The following is a 19295-nucleotide window of genomic DNA, read 5'->3' as shown; positions in this document are numbered from 1 at the left end:
ACAGGGAAGAAAACGGATGAAGAGTACCCTTGACAATCCTGCTCGCCGGGCGGTTCTGGCCGGCGGAGTTGTGGCCGCTGCGACGTTGGCGGCGGGCAGTGGTTTGGCGCAGGCGTTGGAGTCCAGCGGTATGGCTGGCAAGCGTGGCGCTGATCGCGCGCCAGTAGATGTGATCATCGTTGGCGGTGGTTCGGCGGGCGCGGTGCTGGCCCGTCGTTTGAGTGAGAACACCACGCGTCAGGTGTTATTGCTCGAAGCCGGCCAAAGCTACAGTCCGCACAATTACCCCGAGATCGTGGCCAGCAGCGACATCGTCGGCGCTAACGCCAATCCTGAATTCGAATGGGGTTACAAGACCCGACCGGGCTACATCGACCACCCCATCGGCGCCTTGCGCGGCAAGGTGCTGGGAGGGAGTTCGGCGATCAACGGCGCGGTGGCCATCCGTGCCCGTGCCACCGATTTCAAGCGCTGGGATCTGCCAGGCTGGAGCTATGAAGAGCTGCTGCCGTCGTTCAAAAAACTGGAAACCCACAGCGGCGGTGCCAGCGCGTTGCATGGCCATGAAGGGCCGTTGCCGGTGCATCAACTCGGCAAAGCCGATGTCACCCCCATGCAGCGCGCGTTCATCTACGCGACCTTCGCCAATGGCTACCGCGTGATCGAGGACTTCGACGGCGCTGACGCCCATGGTGTGGGCCCGTACCCGATGAACATCGTCAACGGCGTGCGGGTCAACACCGGCATGGCGTACCTCACCGACGAGGTGCGCGCCCGCGACAACCTGCAGATCCAGACCGACAGCCTGGTGGACAAAGTGCTGTTCGACGGCAAACGTGCGATCGGCGTGCAATTGGCCAACGGTGAAAAATTGTTGGCCGCTGAAGTGATCCTTTCCGCCGGCAGCTACGGCAGCGCCGCGATCCTCTTGCGTTCGGGGGTTGGCCCTGGCGAAGACTTGCGTGCCTTGCAGATTCCACCCGTCGCCGAGCTACCGGTCGGGCAGAACCTGGTGGATCACCCGTTCTATTACAACGCCTATGCCGCCAGGCCTGACGCAATCGGCAGCCAGTCGCCCGCCATCGGCGCCAAGCTCTGGACCCACAGCCGCTCCGCCGAGAATGGCGAGCTGGACCTGCACATCACCGCCACCCACTTGTTTCCCCATGATCAGAGCCCGACCGGCGTCGGCTTCGTGCTCGCCGTCGCCCTGACGCGGCCACTGTCCCGGGGCAAGGTGACCCTGGCCAGCCGTGATCCGTTCGTGGCGCCGATCATCGACCTGAATTTTCTCGCCGAGCCCAAGGACCGCCAGCGCCTGCTGGATGGCATCCGCCTGGCCCGCAAAATCGGCAGCACGGGGCCGCTGAATGCCTTGATCCATTCCGAGCTCAACCCCGGTCAAGGCAACGACTCGGACGAGGCGTTGCTGGCCAGCGTCAAAGCCAGTCTCGACACCTATCACCACCCGACCTCGACGGCGCCGATGGGCAAGCCGGGGGATGCGCGGGCGGTGGTCGACCTGCAAGCGCGGGTCATCGGTGTGCAGGGGCTGCGCGTGGTGGATGCGTCCATTTTCCCCGACGTGCCCTCGGTCGCCACCAACATCACCGTGATTGCCACTGCCGAGCACATTGCCCGTCTCTACGCTTAATCCTCAGGAACCTGCCTCTATGAACAGCACCCCGGTATTGAACTGGATCGACGGCCAATGGCTGGACTCCGGTGTTTACAAAGACTCCATCGACCCTGCGACTTACGAGCTGATCGGCCGATACGCCGAAGGCGGTTTGAACGAAGCGCAAGCCGGCATCGAGGCCGCGCAACGGGCATTTGCCGAATCACCCTGGAAAGATGACCGCCACTTGCGCGCTCAGGTCTTGCTGGAGCTGGCGGACGCCTTCGAGCGCAACGCCGATGAGCTGATCGACACCCTGGCACTGGAGAACGGCAAGATTCGGCCCGAAGCCGAGTTCGAGGTCGGCATGGTGCCCTCCAAGTTGCGCTATTACGCGGCCTTGACGCGTGCCGAATACGGGCGTGCGGCCGAGCCTAAACCCGGCAAGATTTCCCTGGTGATTCGTCAGGCAGTGGGCGTGGCGGGCATCATCGTGCCGTGGAACTCGCCGGTGGTGCTGATGATTCGCTCGCTGGCCCCGGCGCTGGCAGCCGGTTGCACCACGGTCATCAAGATGCCCGGGCAAACCGCCCAGACCAACTGCCTGGTCGCCCGAATCATGAGTGAGGCGCTGTCGCTGCCACGCGGCGTGATCAATCTGTTCAGCGAGCAGGGCGCAGCGGGCTCCATCCATTTGGTGGAATCACCCCGGGTTCCGGTGATCAGCTTCACCGGCAGCACCAGCACCGGTCGGGCGATTTCCGCCGTGGGGGCGCAACACCTCAAGCGTTTCGGCCTGGAGCTCGGTGGAAAAACGCCGATGCTGGTGTTCAACGACGCCGACCTGGACGCCGCCGTGCCGACCCTGGTGAAAGCCCTGACGGTATTCGCCGGCCAGTTCTGCATGACGGGTTCGCGGCTGTTGGTGCAACGGGATATCGCCACGGCGTTGACTGAGCGTTTGGCCGCAAAACTGGAAGCAGTGCGCGTCGGGCCCGCTGCCGATTCGGCCAGCGACATGGGGCCGTTGATCGATAAGCCCAACGTGCAGCGGGTCAATCAAATCGTCAAAGAGGCGATCACCGCTGGTGCCCAAGTCATCGTTCGCGGCGGCCCGGTGACCGAGGGGCCGTTGGCCAAAGGCGCGTTCTATCGTCCGACGCTGCTGCGGGTCAGTGACCCCGAGATGGCCATCGTCCAGCGCGAGACCTTCGGCCCGGTGCTGACATTGCAGGTGTTCGACAGCGAAGCCGAAGGCATCGAACTGGCCAACAACAGCGAGTTCGGCCTGGCCGCCAGTGTCTGGACCCGCGATGTCGACCGCGCGCTGCGGGTGGCTCGCGAACTGGAGGCGGGCACGGTGTGGGTCAATGACTGGGCCGTGGTCTACGACGAGTTTGAAGAAGGCGGTTTCAAACAGTCGGGGCAGGGGCGTTTGAACGGCGTGGCGGCCATGGATGATTTTGTCGAGTACAAACACATCGCCCTCAATCCCGGTCTGCGCCAGGGCTGAATCTAATGCGGCCCACCCGATTATTGATCGGCGCGCTGCTGGCGGGGACGCTGACCGCGTCCTCCGCTTTTGCCGCCCACGAGAATGATGTGTCATCCATGAGAAGTGCCCCCATGTCCAAGGACAGACTTTACGACGCGTTACTTGACGCGCTGACCGCGACGTTCGGCCACCATCCGGGCTTTCGCGCGACCCATGCCAAGGGTGTTTTGCTCAGCGGAACCTTCATGGCGTCGCCACCCGCGCCGGTATTGAGTCGAGCTGCGCATTTGCAGGGTCAACCGGTGCCAGTGTTGCTGCGGTTCTCCAACTTCAGCGGCGTACCCGCCACCGAGGACGGCGACCCGATGGCCAGTCCTCATGGCCTGGCCATTCGTTTTACCCTGCCGGACGGTGAATCCACGGATATCGTGACCCACTCGTTCGACGGCTTTCCGGTGGCCACGCCCGAAGACTTCCTGAGTTTTCTGCAAGGCATCGCCGCCAATGTCGCCACACCGCCGGACCCGCTGCCGCTGCAAACCTTTCTGGCCAGCCATCCGCGAGCCGAGCATTTCCTTCAAACGCCCAAGCCCGCACCGAGCAGTTACGCCGGTATCGAGTACTTCGGCATCAATGCCCTGGTGTTCACCAACCGTCAGGGTGAAGCGCATGTCGGTCGCTATCGGATTGAACCGTTGCGGGCAGAACCGGCATTGAGTGAGCAGCAAGCCGCCGCGATGCCGGCCGATTATTTGCAGGACGAAATCAGCGCTCGGTTGGGCAGGGACGCTGTGAAGTTGCGTCTGGTGGTGCAACTGGCGGCGCCAGGGGATGCCATCGAGGACGGTTCGATCCCTTGGTCGCGCAGCCACGATGAAGTTGAATTGGGGATTCTGACCCTCGATACGCTTGTCCCGGCCGAGGAACAACAGTCCGCCCAACAGCGCCTCGACTTCAACCCCGGGCGCTTGACCGACGGCATTGCACCGAGTCATGACCCGATGATTCTGGCGCGCGAACGCCTCTATCAGCGGGCCCTGCTCAGGCGGCAACAACCATGAGCATCGACGCCGAAATTGGCGTCAGCGTGATTGTGCATGAGGTCAATCCGCAGCATCAGGCGCTGTATGAGCAATGGATGAGCAAGGCCATCGACGCCCACCGGCAGTTTCCGGGTTACCTGGCGACGGACGTGGTCAAGCCTGTTGGCTCGCACCTGCGTTACGCGATCATTTTGCGCTTTGTCAGCAAGGGGCACGTTGTGGCGTGGCTGGAATCCCAGGTTCGGCATGCGTTGTTGCGCGAGTCCTTGCCTTGGTTGCGGCAGGACTTCCATCGCACTGATGATGATTCGACATTCTGGTTTGAGCCGATGCAGGGGCGGGTGGCTGTTGCGCGATGGAAGCAATGGATTCTGTCGTGGATGATCGTTTTGCCGTTGACGGTGTTCTTGCCTTGGGGGTTGGCGGTGGTGCTTGAACTGGCTGATCTGCGATGGCCGGTCTGGGTATTCAAGGTAACGGTAGCGGGGTTGGTGTCGTTCAATATGGTGTATTGGCTGATGCCGTTGACGACGCGGTTGATGTCGCGGTGGTTGTTGAAATGACAATCGAATGTGGATTGCCCGCAGCCTGTTTAAACAAAAAAATCAGACGCGTTTAAATGAAGCTTGCTGTTACCGCATCGAGGCTACAACGCCTTGCGCCACCCCCTACACGTAAGACAGAATCCGCCGGCTTGTGCGTCTGGGGCGCGGGTTTTATCGTTCCTGGGTCACTGAAAAACAGTGATCGGGTTTGGTAGCCCGGTATAACTAGACGCATAGCGCACCGTTCGCTGACGTGTTCACGTCTGCGCTTTATGGTGGCCATGCGCAGGGCTCCTTCGGGGGCGCCGGGTTCATCTAGTTACCGGTCTACCAACCCGCGTATGGCCGCCACCCTTCGTTTGGTAGCGAGGGTGATGGCTCTTTTTCATGTGTTAACTAGAGAGTTCCATCGATGATCAAACCAACGCCAAACCCACCGGACACCGATCCGGCATCCCCCTACGAATCCCTCGACTCAAAAAAACTCAACGAAGCCGCCGAACGCGCCCTCGACCACTACCTCAACCCGGGCGCCCACATCATGGCCAGCAACCACGAACCGGAACCCATGTTCCTCGCCAACCCCAAGTACGACACCGAATCCCTGCTGGCCAACGCCAGCGAATCCCTGAGCTCGGCCACCACCATGCTCAGCAACTTCGCAGCGCTGTTGGACAACTCACACCGCAAGACCCTGCTGGGGATCACGCAAGTGGTGATGTTGGGAGAATTGGCCGTGAACCAGGCGCTGGATAACGTCGAGCCGAAAGCGTAAATCACCAATCCCTGTAGGAGTGAGCCTGCTCGCGATGGCGGTGGATCAGCCAACACTTCTGTTGAATGTAAATCCGCTATCGCGAGCAGGCTCGCTCCCACATTGGATGGGGTCGTCCCACAGGTTTTGTTATCTCCGCTGCTCTCACAGGCCGCGCGCTGCTCGGCAGCGGCTACACCTCCAGCATCTGATCCGTATTTTCCTTCGCCATCTGCCTCTGTAATGCACCCACCCGCACGCTCACAATGACAGCACGGTCCGCAGTCGCGCAGTCACTGCACCGTAAACTCATAATGTAGGAGGCCCTATGGGCAAGATGGCAATTTTCCTCGGTGGATTTCTGGTGTTAACCATTTTGATTGGTGCGCTGGCCACGATCTCTCCCGTTTAGTCCCTTCCTCCCGTCAGCACACAGCACAACGCCTCCAGACCGGGAGGCGTTGCGGGTTGCGCGCAAGCAATTTGTTTAGCGTCGATCTGCCGTTCTCGGCAATCACTCTGCCCGCCAGCGCCGCGCCTGCACGATCAGCGCCGGTGCAAAGTGCAGCACGACCATCCGCACCAAATGATGCGTCAGGATGAACACCACATTGAGCCCGCCACTGAACGCGACGATGGCGATGGTTTCGATGGCGCCCGGCATGTACGCCAGCCACAACGACAACGGATCGCTGCCCAGCACCCGCCCGGCCACGCCGGCAAACGCTGCGGCGATCAGCAACATGAGGCCGACGGCGAGCAACCCGGCGCGGCCATGGCGGATGAGCTCGGCTAAGGAGATGTCCTTGAATTTCGAGCCAATCAGCACGCCGATCAGAACGGAGGCGGAGTCGACACTCCACTGCGGCAGGTGGAACGCCTGGAGGTAGCCCAGCTTGATGCAGGCGGCGGTGAGCACGATGGCGGTGAGCATGAAGGGCGCCGGCACGCCGACGCTCAACAGCACGCGGCCGAGCAACAGGCACAAGGCGATCAGCGACAGCAGAGTCAGCGCCGTGCTCACGTCCAGCGGGCTGCTCTGGGCAAGCGCCACGTCGACATGCCCGGGAATGCAAAAACTGACCAGCAAGGTGATCGACAACAGTCGGACCAGGTGCACGACGATCACTTTGCTGGACGCGCGTTCAGACTCGATCAAGTCGAAGACGGCGGCGAGTGCCCCCGGGTACACGGATAACAGCGAGTCTTTGAGGTTCCAGCCCGAGACCCTGAACAACCAGAAACCGGCCACGGAGCTCTGGACTATCAGGCATAGCAGCATGAATCCGAGGCTGGGCAACATGGCCGCCACGATGTGGTTGTCCCACGCGGTGAACATCAGGCCGGTCGCGATCCCCAGCACGATTTGCACGTAGCCAAGGCCGAAGGGCAGGGTGGGGGAGAAGCGCAGGTTGCTGGCGATCAGAGCGCTAGCGAGTATCGAACCCAGCAACAGACCGTGGGGGATACCGGCGTATTGCAGCACAGTGCCGACGCCGGTGGCGATCAGCAAACACACCAGGGTTTTCATGAGTCTTCCTTGATTCGTGAAGTACGCCAACGCTTCCATTTGGGTCGTGCACGTTTTCCCACTTAATGGTGTGAGGCGTCAAGTACGCGCGTATCCGCGAACCCTCCCAACATCATTGCCTGGCCTGGGGTGAATGCGGGTTGTGTTCGGTGTGTTTCGGCCCCGCCAATGCCCACGCCACCACCCCAATCAGCGGCACAAATACGATCACTACGATCCACAAGAGTTTGTTGCTCGATTTGCCTTCGGCTTTGCGCACTCGGTTGATTGCCCATAGCTCGACCAGCAACAGAAAGACTGTCAGCACGATCCAGATTGTTTCGATTTGCATGAGTCACCCTCCAGATAGTCTTTCTGTTAGGTGAGTCGTGGTGGGCAGGGTTCATTAAATTTGGTGGAGACTTGAGCCGGGTTGCTCGCGAGGGTGGTCTGTCAGGCAATTCAGCACCGACTGTCAGGGCCTCATCGCTAGCAGGCTAGCTCCCACAGGGGGGGGATGTTCGGAATCTTTGCTATTCGCTGATCGATAGCCGCATCCGTTGCAGCATGGCGTCGCAGGCATGGAGTTGTTCGAGGCTGACAAACTCGTCGGGTTTATGGCCCTGATCCATGCTGCCGGGGCCGCAGACGACGGTGGGAATGCCGGCGGCGTCGAACAGGCCGCCCTCGGTGCCAAAGGCCACGGTGCCGAATGCTCGGGAGCCGCAGAACATGGCGATCAACTCGGCCGCTTCGCTGTGCGCATCAGTCGCCAATCCGGGATACGCCGACAACTGGCTGAACCGTATTTCGCTCTGTTCACTCACGGCCCGCATGCGCGGCAACACCTGTTGCTCGGCATAGGTCTTCAACGCCTGCGCAACTTCACTCGGATCATGCGAGGGCAACGCGCGGATTTCGAAGTCGAAGCGGCAATCGGCGGGAACGATATTCAATGCTTTGCCACCGGAAATCACCCCGGTTTGCACGGTGCTGAACGGCGGGTCGAACCGCGCGTCCTGATGCTCGGGTTCTTTGAGTCGGTTGCCGATCCGCCCCAGTTCACCGATCAGTTCGGCGGCGTATTCAATCGCATTGACCCCCAGCGGCGCGTAGGCGGAGTGGCACGCTTCACCGTGAACATCGCAGCGCATCGCCAGTTTGCTTTTATGCCCGAGCACCGGTTTGAGTTCGGTCGGCTCTCCGATAATGCACAGCATCGGTTTGACCGGGCGCTGCTCCAACTCCGCCAGCAACGAGCGCACGCCAAGGCAGCCGACTTCCTCATCGTAAGACAGCGCAATGTGCACGGGCAGGCGTAGCCTGGCCTTCACCAGCGACGGAACGAGGGCGAGAACACAAGCGATGTAGCCTTTCATGTCCGCCGTACCGCGACCGAACAATTTGCCTTCGCGCTCGGTGAGTTCAAATGGCGCAACAGTCCACGGTTGCCCATCGACGGGCACCACGTCGGTGTGCCCCGACAGCACGATGCCCGGCCGATCCGCCGGGCCAATGGTCGCGAACAGATTGGCCTTGCTGCGCTGCTCGTTGTAGATCAGTTCGCAAGGCACATCAAAACCCGCAAGGTAGTCGCGGACGAACTCGATCAGGTGCAGGTTGGATTCGCGACTGGTGGTGTCGAACGCCACCAGCGTCTGCAGCAAATCGCGACTGGCGCTCATCGGTCGTCTCCGGCGACGCCGTAGCCGGGGGACTTGTCGGGGGCGAGGGCGCGGTCGATGTAGTCCTGAACTTGCGGGCGATAAGCGTCCCAGAGTTTTTCCAGCTGACCGATCGGGTTCTCGTCCGCCCAATCGACCCGCAGGTTGATGATTGGCCAGGTCAGTTCGCCGACCACCACCAGCGCCGCCGAATGCACCGGCCCCGCTTCGCCACCGGCAGCGATGGCGGCTTTCATAGCGGTGAGCAAGCGGTCGGCGAGTTGGCCTTCGCCGTGTTCGAACGCTTCGACCATGGCCTCGATGACCGAACGGTCGGCAAGCATGTTGCCAGCGGCGACGCATTGTTCACCGCAGACGGCGTTGTGGTTACCCAGGGTTTGCGCACCGCTGAAATGCGCGGTCTGGCCGAGGTGGTCGATGGCAGTGATCTGGCGGTATTGGCTGTAGCCGTTGCGGGTCAACACCTTGTCCAGCGCTTCGGCCGGCGCCAGGCCTTGTTCCATCAGGGCTAGCACTTCCGGGCCTAATGAGGGCAGGGTGATGTTTTGTGTGGAGACGGCGCCGACACCCGGCAACAGCCAGGGACAACGGGCGCCGACGGCGATGCTGGAGGAACTGATCGCAATGCCGAACTGACCGGTTTCGGGGCAACGGGCGGCGATGGAGAACGTCATGGGTTTTGCTCCTTGGTTGGCCTTGGAGAAGGTGGTGTCTGTTCTGGCGCCTTCGCGAGCAAGCCCGCTCCCACATTTGGATCGGATCGCTCACAAATTATGTGTTCGCTGAAGATCCCCTGTGGGAGCGGGCTTGCTCGCGAAGGCCGCGACTCGGTCTGCTGTCTTACTCAGGAATCACCGCAATCACATCAATCTCCATCAACCACTGCGGCTGCCCCAGCGCCGACACCACCAACCCGGTCGAAATCGGAAACACGCCTTTGAGCCACTTGCCCACTTCCTGATAAACCGGCTCGCGATACCGCGGGTCAATCAGATAAGTCGTGGTTTTCACAATGTGGCTGAGATCGCTGCCAGCCTCTTCCAGCAATTGCTTGACGTTGCGCATGGCTTGCTCGGCCTGAGCACGCGGGTCACCCAGCCCCACCAGTCGGCCCTCGAAATCCGTCCCGACCTGGCCACGAACATAAACGGTGTTGCCGGCCCGGACCGCCTGGCACAGGTCGTTGTCCAGGCTCTGGTTCGGGTAGGTTTCCTTGGTGTTGAACATGCGAATACGGGTATGGGTTGGCGTGGACATTTTTAGCTCCTGACAGAAAAGACTTAAGCGCTGACCGTGGTTTTGAGGGCTGTCGGGGCCTGCTCAGCCTCGCGATGCGCCGCATCGTGGTAGTCAAGATAAGAGCGCTGAATGGCGATGTGATCTGCCACGTACTTGGCGTCATGCCAGACACCCCAGATGAACGAAGAGCCGCGGCGGGACTGCCACGGCAGGCCGAGGAAATACACGCCAGCCTCGCTCGACACGCCGCGTTGATGCTGGGGCTTGCCCTTGTCGTCGAAGGCATCGACCTTGAGCCAGCTGTAATCCGTGGTAAAACCGGTGGCCCAGATGATCGAGGTCACGCCGGCCTTGGTCAGGTCGAGCTCAAGAACCGGGTTCGTCACGCACTCCGGATCCGGGAACACGTGGCGCGCGTCAGGTTCTTCCGGCAAGTCCAGGCCATTGCGTTCGATGTAGGCATCGGCGGCATTGAGCAGCGTCAGATAGTTCTCATCGCCACGCGCCAGGTTGTCGGCCAGGTTCGGCTGGAATGTCGCCACGCCACCGTTGAACGATTGAGTCAAACCCACCAGCGTCATGCCGCGATGGGCGAGTCCACGGAAGTCCACGGTGCGCCCGCCATGGGCACCGCTGACCGCGATGGTCACGTGCTCGCGTCCAGGTTTCATCGCCGCCTGATCCCACTCGCCCAGCACACCCAGCCACCAGCAGAAATCACGGTTTCGATAAGCGCGAGGAGGGCGGTCGTGGGCGCCGACGGAGAGGTAAACCTTCTTCCCGGCACGCTGCAATTCGTCGGCAATCTGCACGCCGGACGATCCCGCACCGACCACCAGCGCCGCGCCTTCAGGCAGTTGCGCCGGGTTGCGGTAGTCGGCCGAGTGGATCTGCATGAAAGGCTGATCTTTCGGCGCAATCGGCGGGATGACCGGACGCTGGAAAGGTCCAGTGGCCGCCACCACGCGGTTAGCTTCAATTACGCCTTCAGAGGTTTCAATGGTGAAACCCGGGCGACCGACATTGCGCTCGACTTTCAGAACGTCGACGCCAGTGCGGATCGGGGCGTTGAACTTCTTGGCGTAGGCTTCGAAGTAATCGGCGACGCGTTCTTTCGGGGCAAATTCGTCGGGACTCAGATCGTCGAACTCAAGACCTGGGAACCGGTCGTGCCACGCCGGACCATTCGCCACCAGCGAATCCCAGCGCCCGGTGCGCCAGCGCTCGGCAATACGGTTGCGCTCCAGCACCAGGTGCGGCACGCCGAGTTTGCTCAAGTGTTCACTCATGGCCACGCCAGCCTGACCGGCGCCAACAATCAGCGTATCCGTTGTTATTTTTTCAGTGGTCATCTCAATACCCTTCGAAGTTGGAGTGAGGTCGCGAACGGCCTGCCATTTCTTGGGCTCAAGACTAGGGATGACCCTGGTATCGGTAAAATATTATTAAGCTGGCATTTGAGTATAAATAACTGAGGCAGAGCCCTCTCTGGCGCTCGAGTGGATACGCCGCAGTGGCGCTGCGGGTTAACATGGCGCTTTATCAACGCACCAGACAACCGGTTCGGTAACGTAATGGAGTGGATCGAGCATTGATCGAACGACGCCAATTCAGCGGAGGCATGAAGGGCAAGAACCTTCGCTATCTGAATGAACACTCCGATGGGACCCGGCAAACGGTCCGCGCAGGCTTTCTGCTGCTCGAACATTTCTCGCTGCCGGCGTTCACCCAGGCGCTGGATACGGTGGTCACGGCCAATCTGCTACGACCTGATTCGTTCTCTTCCCGCACGTTTGGATTGAATGACGGCGAAGTCGTCAGCGATTTGGGCCTGGTCATTCGGCCCGATGCCCGTATCGATTGTGCAGCGGTCAAAGCGCTGGACCTGCTGGTGATTTGCGGCGGTTACCGGACAGAACTCAAGGCCAGCGAAGGCTTGATCAGCCTGTTGCGCACAGCGTCAGACCAGGGTGTCGGTCTGGCCGGGCTCTGGAATGGTGCGTGGTTCCTGGGCAAGGCTGGTCTGCTTGACGGTTACCGTTGCGCGATTCACCCGGAACATCGTCCGGCGCTCGCGGATTTCTGCAAGGCGACGCAGGTCAGCAGCGAGCCCTACATCATCGATCGAGACCGGCTGACGGCGTCCAGTCCGTCCGGGGCCTTTCACATGGCGCTGGACTGGATCAAAGGCCTTTACGGCAAAGCGCTTGTCGAGGGGATTGAGGACATCCTGGCGTTCGAGGAGTCCCGTTACCGACGTATCAAACCGACGGAAAATGTCTGTGTGAGCGCGCCATTGCGCGAGGTGGTGAAGCTGATGGACGCCAACCTCGAAGAGCCTTTGGAACTGGAGCAACTGGCGGTCTACGCGGGTCGTTCTCGCCGGCAGCTCGAGCGCTTGTTCAAGGAGCAACTGGGCACCACACCGCAACGGTATTACATGGAGCTGCGGATTACCGAAGCGCGGCGGCTGCTCCAGCATACGGAGCTGTCCCAGGTGGACGTGCTGGTGGCGTGTGGCTTTGTGTCGCCGAGCCATTTCAGCAAGTGCTACAGCTCGTATTTCGGCTACCGACCTTCCAAGGAAAAGCGACTCGTTAAATAAGATCAGCCGAACATAAACCTGTGGCGAGGGGGCAAGCCCCCTCGCCACAGGTAAACCTCATTGTCACAAAAGCCGCGTCGCCACACATGTGGATGCCCGCACTTGGGTGAACAGCGTTAATGCATCTTGCTGTGGTCAGCCATGCCGAGTGCCCGGGCTTCGGCTTCCACCTTAATCGTCTCTTTCTCGCCCTTAGCGTTTTCCACGGTCAGGATCAGCGGGACTTTATCGCCTTCCTTAACCTGCGCCGTCAGGTCCATCAGCATCACGTGGTAGCCGTGAGGATCAAAACTCACCGGCTTGCCGGCCGGCAGCGCGACGGAGTCGACCTGACGCATGCTCATCACGTCGTCTTTCATGGTTGATTGGTGGATTTGCACGGTTTTGGCGACAGGCGATTGCACGCTGAGCAGTTTGCTGTCGCTGTCGGCTTGCAGGGTCATGAAGGCCCCCGTCGATGGCTGGCCGGCAACAGTCGCGCGGACCCAGGCGTCGTCCACTCGGGTTTGCGCCGATACCTGCCAGGCCATGCCGATCAGGGCGCATCCCAGGACCAGTTGTTTTACACGTCGCGAGAAAACGGTGTTTGCGTGGGGCGAATTCATTAGCAGACTTCCATGACAGTGAGCAGGTCTTCTGCGCACTCTTGAGCCGTAAGGGACGCGGACAGCCCCAGGCGCAAGTTGCCCCGGGAGTCGAAGACGTAGCTGGTCGCGGTGTGGGAAAGGGTGTAGGTCGAACCGCTCGGGATCTTTTCGAAGAACACGCCAAACTCCTTGGCGGTGGCGGCGGTTTCTTCCAGCGTGCCGTGCAGCGCCTCGAAACTCGGGTCGAAAGACTTGACGTAGGCGTCGAGCATTTGCGGCGTGTCGCGTTCGGGGTCGAGGGTGATGAAGATCACCTGCAGCTTCTCGCCGTCACGGCCCATCAGTTTCTTGGCTTGCGCCGCACGGGCCAGGGTCGTGGGGCAGACTGCCGGGCATTGGGTGAAACCGAAGAACACCATCGGCATCAGGCCGCGATAGCTGGTGAGCATCTTCGTTTCGCCTTCGGCGTCTTTGAGCTTGAAGGTGCGTCCCATGATCTTGTCGCTGAGGTCTTTGCCGTACTTGAACGAGAGCTTGGGGCTGTCATCGCAGCCGGCGAGCAGGCCGAGCCCCAACAAGCCCATACCGCGCACGACCGTGCGACGGGAAAACAACGTACTCATGGAAAAGCATTCCTGTGTTGCGACGGGAAATCTGTAGCGCCTGATGAGTCAGACGAAAAAAGCGGGTGGATATTAACAAACTGTGGCCGTGTTTCGCTCATTGTTGGACGAGGGGTGGTTTTGGTACAGCATCAGAAGCTGCAGAAAACTACGGATCAGAGTTGGACCTGTAGGAGCCAGGCTTGCCGGCGAAGGCGCTCTCAAGTACGCCTTCGCCGGCAAGCCTGGCTCCTACAGGTTCCGATACATATCTCGGCCGAACGGACACATTCCAGATACATAAGTGCGCTTTCATGGCCCTCTCCCTACTCACAATGAGAGCGTTGCCATGTTCCGTAAACTGCAGCAAGCCGCCCGCTTCCTCAGCCAGAGTGCGCGTTTGATGGTCGGCGTCCCCGATTACGACAACTACGTCGCCCAGATGGCAGTCAAAAACCCGCAAGAACCGGTGATGAGCCATTCGGCGTTTCTTCGCGAGCGGCAGGAAGCCCGCTACGGCGGCAAGCAATGCACGACGCGTTGCTGCTGATTACCTGGGCGAACGCCGCGATCAGCACAATATCTTCGCCATTGCGTAACGACTGCTAAGCTTCGACGTTGCAGCGTCCGAGCCTTTGCGGGATCGGGCGTTGAGCGTGGCCATGGAGTACGACTTCAGTGTCAATATCCACTTCAACAGGGGTGGTGAGCGATTGTCGGTAACCTGCACGGAGGCAGGCAATGGTAATCAAGCATGTAGGCCATTCAAGTGCCGAGGGCGTTCCCGAGCCACTCGATCGCGAAGAGATAGAGCGGGGGCTGGGGCTGTTGCTGGCCAGTCCGGTGTTTTCCAAGTCCAGGCGCATGGGCAGTTTGCTGCGTTTCCTGGTCGATCACGATCTTCAATTTTCCAATATCCCGCTCACCGAGCATGCCATCGGCATCGCGGTGTTTCGCCGTGACCCGGCGGTTTACTGTACCGGCGACGATCCGGTAGTGCGCGTGCAGGTGGGTCGGTTGCGGCGCAAACTCGCGATCCATTACGCCACCCTGGGGCAGCAAGACCCGGTCCGTCTGAGCATTCCGGCCGGTTGTTATCGGTTGGCTTACCAGCGACTCAGGCCCAAAACCATCGCGACCCGCCATCCTGTTTTGCAGATTCAGCCGTTTACCTGCATCACCCGCGACGGCGATGACTTCACCAAAGGCTTGTGTGAAGAGTTGAGCTGCCGGCTGTTCGAGTCGTTCGAGCAGGCGCAAAGCCATGGCAACCACGTATTGATGAAGGTGCCACGTAGCAGCGTCACCGCATCGGACGTCATGCGCGCCGGGCGCGGTAATTATTCGCTGGAGGGCAGCGTGCGGGTGGAACCGAGCCGTGTCCGGGCCTCGGTGCGACTGATTGATGTCGCTCAGGGCCGGATTCGCTGGTCAGAGCAGTACGATCGCAATCGACCCTATGGCATCGCGACCCAGGAAGATCTGGCGGAGTCCATCTGTCGGTCGTTGACGGGCTATTTCGCCCGGGGAAACGGTGATGTTCCTTGAGTGGAAGGGGCAACCGCGAGGTTGCCCCCGGGTGCGACGATTACACGGTTTTCCATGCCCCGCCTTCGTAGAGGCGGGTTGCATCGTTAACGACAGTCAGGTCGATTTCGATGGCCTTGGACCGCGACGTGCTGAACATGGTGCTGGTCTGCACGTTCTGTTCGAACCACACGAGAATGGTCTCGACAGGGGTCAAAACGGTATTGCCGGTGACCACCTGGTTCGTGGCAACGTAGATCGGCGTGCTGACCTGCTTGCCGTCGATGCCGACGGACAACTGGTTGATGCCAGGATGGATCGGGCCGTATTCGTTATCCAGGGTGATGGAAATGGCAGGGCCACCGGTTACCGCCGGGCCCAGCAAACCTTCCGGGCTGAGTTCCGATTGTTGTCCCAGACCGATCGTGACGATGTTGGTCGAGACCTTCACCGTCACGTCAGCCTGAAAAGTATTGGACCCGAACAGTTGGTATTGCGGGGTCCAGCTGAAGCCGTTGTTGCTCAGGTACTTGTCATAGGACTGCCAGACAACGTTATAGGCTTCGTTGCCGACTTTCTTGGCAAAGCACAGCTTGTAGCCTGACTGCTTGAGCAGGGTCAGGTCATCGGGTGCGATTTCTATCGTGACCGATTTTTGAGTGGCTGCCAGGGTCGACGTCAACACCTTGCTGTAGTCCGACGTTTTCAGGCTCGCTGGGGCGACACTTTGGAATGACTTGAAGGCCTCTTGCACATCATTGTGAAGTTGCAGAGCTTGATTGCTTACAGCGCTCGACTTACTCATGGCTTTCCTCTTCCTTGGTTGTGTTAGGCAATCAATGGCCAGCGGGCAGCGAATCCGACAAGTGATCGGGCGGCACCTTCTAAACACATTGACGGCTTTACAGTAGGCGCAGGGTTCAGGGCGGCGAAGTGTCTTGGCGTTACAGCGGGGAGGGGTGTTAAACCAGCAAGGTAACAGCCTGCGTAACCGGGTTGTATCAAGGGATCCGCGAGTTGAAACAGCGGGGCGGCCGTGCGCCCGCCCCGCCGTAGCCTTAATGCGCCGGTGTACTCACCTTCGCGTCGGCCCAGACAAAGTTCCAACTGGTTCGTTTGCCCTTGGCAATCTCGATCAGCTTGTTCTCATACACGGTGTGATTGACCGTGCCGGTGTACGTCAGCTTCCGGGCCGCGTTGGTCCCGGTGACCTCCCCGGGTTTGCCGCCAGATTCAGTCATGGCCTTTTTCATATCGGCTTCCGACGGGGCGCTGCTCTGGTTTTTTTCAACGGTTACGAAACTCATGGTGTCACCTCTTCCGTGATGGGGGGATCGGCGGACAGCCGGGGCGAGAGGTTCTCGACCCGGCCAACACACCGAAGCCAATACTCTATTGGCCCGCCGGGCACCGCAGAAGTGACAACACGGTCGGTAAGGTAACACCGCGGATACAGCGAATCGCGCGATGTAACGGCGACGTATCAGCCAGCGACATCACTTCGCTTTCCAGTGACCACCGCCCGATTCGCAATCAATCTTCGATTGGGCCAAGTGTTCCGCGCCGTAGTAATACGTGGTGACCTGAGCATTGTCGGGGATGTTCAGCGACTTGCTGTTCTTGTCCTTACTGGTGGAGTGAGGGTTGGCCAGGGATTCCTGGGTGAGGGTCGCGATGCAGGAGGCCTGATAATGATCGTCGCATTGTTCGACTTTTTTCTTGGTGCTGGTGAGCATGTCCTTGCTCTCGTTGCTGCATGACCAATCGATGGCATTCACCGGCATGCCTTCGTACTCATAGCAACTATGGGACTCGACCACCGGAACGGAAGGGCTTTGGGATCGGGTCAGGACGTCACAGCCTTCAGCGAACACCAGCGTGGGGCTCAGGCTGGCGAGCAGAAACAGCAGTCTACGGTTCATCGGGAATTCCTCTCCAATGGCGCTGCTCGTGATCAAAGATCGGCGCTTACAGGGTTTCGAAAACACGATGAGGCGCGGGGTTCAATTCGTTTTACAAAGCGCTGGGGAATGTAGCAGTTGGCGAAGCCTGCGTTCGGCTGCGCAGCAGTCGTAAAACCTGAGCACGCGGTTCTCCTGAAACCCCGCATTTACCGATTTCACGACTGCTGCGCAGCCGAACGCAGGCTTCGCCAGCTGCTACACGGTGCATGTGGTAAACAAATAGATCCGTCCCCATTTTCACCATTTTCACCATTTGATCCATCACCGCGCGGTAAAAAGGATTGCCCTCTCGCTCACGAGAGGGCAAGTGTCCGGCTTTATGTGTGATGAATCTCCCGATCCTTGGTTTCCGGCATGAAGAATATGCCCAGGACGGCGGTCATCACGGCGATGACAATCGGGTACCAGAGGCCGTAGTAGATATCACCCGTGGCCGCGACCATGGCGAATGCCACCGTCGGCAGGAAGCCACCGAACCAGCCGTTGCCAATGTGGTAGGGCAGCGACATCGAGGTGTAGCGGATGCGCGCCGGGAACAGTTCCACCAGCCAGGCGGCGATCGGGCCGTAGACCATCGTTACGTAGATCACGAGGATGGTCAGGAGCAGCAGCACCATTGGGTAGTTGGTTTTGGCCGGATCGGCTTTCTCGGGGTAACCGGCCTCTTTGAGCGCGGTGCCGAGGGAGGCGGTGAAGGCATCGTTTTTGGCTTTGAAGTCGGCGGCCGGCATGCCGGTTCCCTCGAAGCTCGGGATTACTTTGTCGCCGATGCGTACTTGAGCGACAGTGCCTGGTTCAGCCTTCTCGTTCTTGTAGGGGATGGCCCGCTTCGCCAGTACGGTCTTGGCGAGGTCGCAGGAACTGGTGAATTTGGCCTTGCCCACCGGGTCGAACTGGAACGAGCAATGGTCAGGATCGGCGATCACCGTGACCGGGTTCTTCGCCTGCGCTACGAACACGTCGGGGTTACCGTATTGGGTCAACGCATGGAAGATCGGGAAGTAAGTCAGCGCCGCGATAATGCAGCCGGCCATGATGATGCCCTTGCGGCCAATGCGATCGGACAAGCTGCCGAAAATGACGAAGAACGGCGTGCCGATAAGCAACGATCCGGCGATCAACAAGTTGGCGGTCTGCGGGTCAATTTTCAGTGTTTGCAGCAGGAAGAACAGCGCATAGAACTGCCCGGTGTACCAGACGACCGCCTGGCCGGCGGTGCCGCCGAGCAGGGCCATGATCACGATTTTCAGGTTGTCCCAGCGGGCGAAGGATTCGGTCAGCGGCGCCTTGGAGGACTTGCCCTCGGCCTTCATTTTCAGGAACACCGGCGACTCGCTGAGCTGCAAGCGGATGTACACCGAGACAATCAGCAGCAGGATCGACAGCAGGAACGGAATCCGCCAGCCCCAGGCCTCGAAGGCTTCGGTGCCGAGGATCGTCCGGCAGGCGAGAATCACCAGCAGTGAAAGGAACAGGCCAAGGGTCGCGGTGGTTTGAATCCACGAAGTGAAATAACCACGCTTGCCTTTCGGCGCATGCTCCGCGACGTAGGTCGCCGCGCCGCCATACTCGCCGCCTAGCGCCAGGCCTTGCAACAGGCGCAAGGTGATCAGGATGATCGGTGCCGCCACGCCCATGGTCGCGTAGCCGGGCAGAAAACCGACGATGGCGGTGGAAATACCCATGATCACAATGGTAATGAGGAAGGTGTGCTTGCGCCCGATCATGTCGCCCAATCGACCGAACACGATGGCGCCGAAGGGGCGCACCGCGAAGCCGGCGGCGAACGCGAGCAGCGCGAAGATGAAGGACGTTGTTTCATTGACGCCGGCGAAGAAGTGCTTGGCGATGATCGCGGCCAGGGAGCCATACAGGTAAAAGTCGTACCACTCGAACACGGTGCCCAGGGACGAGGCAAAAATGACCTTGCGCTCCTCCTTGGTGATGCCGTGGTGGGGCGTGCTGCCCGAGGATGTGTTGTCGATTGCGGCCATGAGTCTTCTCCGTCGTTCTTGTTATAGGCCGGAGTACCTAATTACCTTTCTTGCCGCACCCAGGCCCTTGGGCTTATGTCGTCGGATTACGGATTGCGCGAAGCATGCACACAGGTTGACGGCCTCG

At 60.2% G+C, this 19295-nt stretch carries 20 protein-coding genes; 8 read left to right on the top strand and 12 right to left on the bottom strand.

The annotated features are described in order from the left end of the window. Positions 1-16: 16 nt before the first annotated feature. The 5 genes from ACA068_RS17365 (at position 17) to ACA068_RS17345 (ending at position 5476) form a co-directional block, all read left to right on the top strand. Positions 17-1654: a GMC family oxidoreductase gene (locus ACA068_RS17365; protein WP_497303495.1), complete on the top strand. Its 1638-nt coding sequence runs from the start codon at positions 17-19 to the stop codon at positions 1652-1654. Between the two features lie 19 nt (positions 1655-1673). Beyond that, the gene (locus ACA068_RS17360) at positions 1674-3131 is read left to right on the top strand and encodes an aldehyde dehydrogenase family protein (RefSeq protein WP_497303493.1); all 1458 of its coding nucleotides are present in this window, start codon (positions 1674-1676) and stop codon (positions 3129-3131) included. A 113-nt stretch (positions 3132-3244) separates the two neighbouring features. Beyond that, the gene (locus ACA068_RS17355) at positions 3245-4174 is read left to right on the top strand and encodes a catalase family peroxidase (RefSeq protein WP_497303491.1); all 930 of its coding nucleotides are present in this window, start codon (positions 3245-3247) and stop codon (positions 4172-4174) included. Beyond that, entirely contained in the window at positions 4171-4719 is a 549-nt protein-coding gene (locus ACA068_RS17350) for a hypothetical protein (protein ID WP_497303490.1), read from the top strand. Before ACA068_RS17355 ends, ACA068_RS17350 begins: the two co-directional genes overlap by 4 nt. 394 nt (positions 4720-5113) lie before the next feature. Beyond that, the gene (locus ACA068_RS17345) at positions 5114-5476 is read left to right on the top strand and encodes a DUF6124 family protein (RefSeq protein ID WP_497303488.1); all 363 of its coding nucleotides are present in this window, start codon (positions 5114-5116) and stop codon (positions 5474-5476) included. 493 nt (positions 5477-5969) lie between these two features. Here ACA068_RS17345 and ACA068_RS17340 read toward each other — a convergent pair whose 3' ends face one another. The 6 genes from ACA068_RS17340 to ACA068_RS17315 form a co-directional block, all read right to left on the bottom strand. Next, a complete protein-coding gene (locus ACA068_RS17340) occupies positions 5970-6986 on the bottom strand; it encodes an AbrB family transcriptional regulator (protein ID WP_497303486.1) in 1017 nt (338 codons plus the stop codon). Positions 6987-7098: 112 nt separating this feature from the next. Then, on the bottom strand, positions 7099-7317 hold the full coding sequence (locus ACA068_RS17335; protein ID WP_497303485.1) for a PLD nuclease N-terminal domain-containing protein: 219 nt from the start codon (positions 7315-7317) through the stop codon (positions 7099-7101). Between the two features lie 181 nt (positions 7318-7498). Next, positions 7499-8650, bottom strand: coding sequence for an acetylornithine deacetylase (gene argE, locus ACA068_RS17330; RefSeq protein ID WP_497303483.1), 1152 nt, complete (start codon positions 8648-8650; stop codon positions 7499-7501). Next, positions 8647-9324 (bottom strand): DUF1028 domain-containing protein, encoded by a 678-nt coding sequence (locus ACA068_RS17325; RefSeq protein WP_497303481.1) that lies wholly within the window; start codon positions 9322-9324, stop codon positions 8647-8649. Before ACA068_RS17325 ends, argE begins: the two co-directional genes overlap by 4 nt. 166 nt (positions 9325-9490) lie before the next feature. After that, positions 9491-9907 (bottom strand): RidA family protein, encoded by a 417-nt coding sequence (locus ACA068_RS17320; RefSeq protein WP_017338215.1) that lies wholly within the window; start codon positions 9905-9907, stop codon positions 9491-9493. A 23-nt stretch (positions 9908-9930) separates the two neighbouring features. Next, positions 9931-11241 carry a flavin-containing monooxygenase gene (locus ACA068_RS17315; protein ID WP_497303479.1) on the bottom strand — a complete coding sequence of 437 codons (1311 nt, stop codon included), beginning with the start codon at positions 11239-11241 and terminating at the stop codon, positions 9931-9933. A 269-nt stretch (positions 11242-11510) separates the two neighbouring features. Here ACA068_RS17315 and ACA068_RS17310 point away from each other — a divergent pair, with 269 nt between their 5' ends. Continuing rightward, the gene (locus tag ACA068_RS17310; protein WP_497310614.1) at positions 11511-12494 is read left to right on the top strand and encodes a GlxA family transcriptional regulator; all 984 of its coding nucleotides are present in this window, start codon (positions 11511-11513) and stop codon (positions 12492-12494) included. A 116-nt stretch (positions 12495-12610) separates the two neighbouring features. Here the strand turns inward: ACA068_RS17310 and ACA068_RS17305 are convergent, their stop codons facing one another. Both ACA068_RS17305 and ACA068_RS17300 read right to left on the bottom strand, forming a co-directional pair. Next, the gene (locus ACA068_RS17305) at positions 12611-13099 is read right to left on the bottom strand and encodes a copper chaperone PCu(A)C (protein ID WP_497303477.1); all 489 of its coding nucleotides are present in this window, start codon (positions 13097-13099) and stop codon (positions 12611-12613) included. Next, a complete protein-coding gene (locus tag ACA068_RS17300) occupies positions 13099-13704 on the bottom strand; it encodes an SCO family protein (RefSeq protein WP_497303476.1) in 606 nt (201 codons plus the stop codon). Before ACA068_RS17300 ends, ACA068_RS17305 begins: the two co-directional genes overlap by 1 nt. A gap of 328 nt (positions 13705-14032) precedes the next feature. Between ACA068_RS17300 and ACA068_RS17295 the strand changes: the two genes are divergently transcribed. Then, positions 14033-14233, top strand: coding sequence for a YbdD/YjiX family protein (locus tag ACA068_RS17295; RefSeq protein WP_497303474.1), 201 nt, complete (start codon positions 14033-14035; stop codon positions 14231-14233). 191 nt (positions 14234-14424) lie between these two features. Next, positions 14425-15231: a hypothetical protein gene (locus tag ACA068_RS17290; RefSeq protein ID WP_497303472.1), complete on the top strand. Its 807-nt coding sequence runs from the start codon at positions 14425-14427 to the stop codon at positions 15229-15231. A gap of 40 nt (positions 15232-15271) precedes the next feature. Here ACA068_RS17290 and ACA068_RS17285 read toward each other — a convergent pair whose 3' ends face one another. The 4 genes from ACA068_RS17285 to ACA068_RS17270 all read right to left on the bottom strand — a co-directional run bounded on the left by ACA068_RS17285 (position 15272) and on the right by ACA068_RS17270 (position 19168). After that, positions 15272-16015, bottom strand: coding sequence for a hypothetical protein (locus tag ACA068_RS17285; protein ID WP_497303470.1), 744 nt, complete (start codon positions 16013-16015; stop codon positions 15272-15274). 253 nt (positions 16016-16268) lie between these two features. Further along, complete coding sequence (locus ACA068_RS17280; RefSeq protein ID WP_497303468.1) at positions 16269-16517, bottom strand: hypothetical protein; 249 nt, start codon at positions 16515-16517, stop codon at positions 16269-16271. A gap of 189 nt (positions 16518-16706) precedes the next feature. After that, positions 16707-17132 (bottom strand): hypothetical protein, encoded by a 426-nt coding sequence (locus ACA068_RS17275; protein ID WP_497303467.1) that lies wholly within the window; start codon positions 17130-17132, stop codon positions 16707-16709. A 359-nt stretch (positions 17133-17491) separates the two neighbouring features. Further along, entirely contained in the window at positions 17492-19168 is a 1677-nt protein-coding gene (locus ACA068_RS17270) for an MFS transporter (RefSeq protein ID WP_497303465.1), read from the bottom strand. Positions 19169-19295: the final 127 nt, after the last annotated feature.

The sequence above is a fragment of the Pseudomonas sp. LBUM1660 genome, from assembly GCF_059695935.1.
The sequence above is the reverse complement of the archived record's forward strand: the minus strand, read 5'-3'. Positions and strand labels throughout refer to the sequence as shown.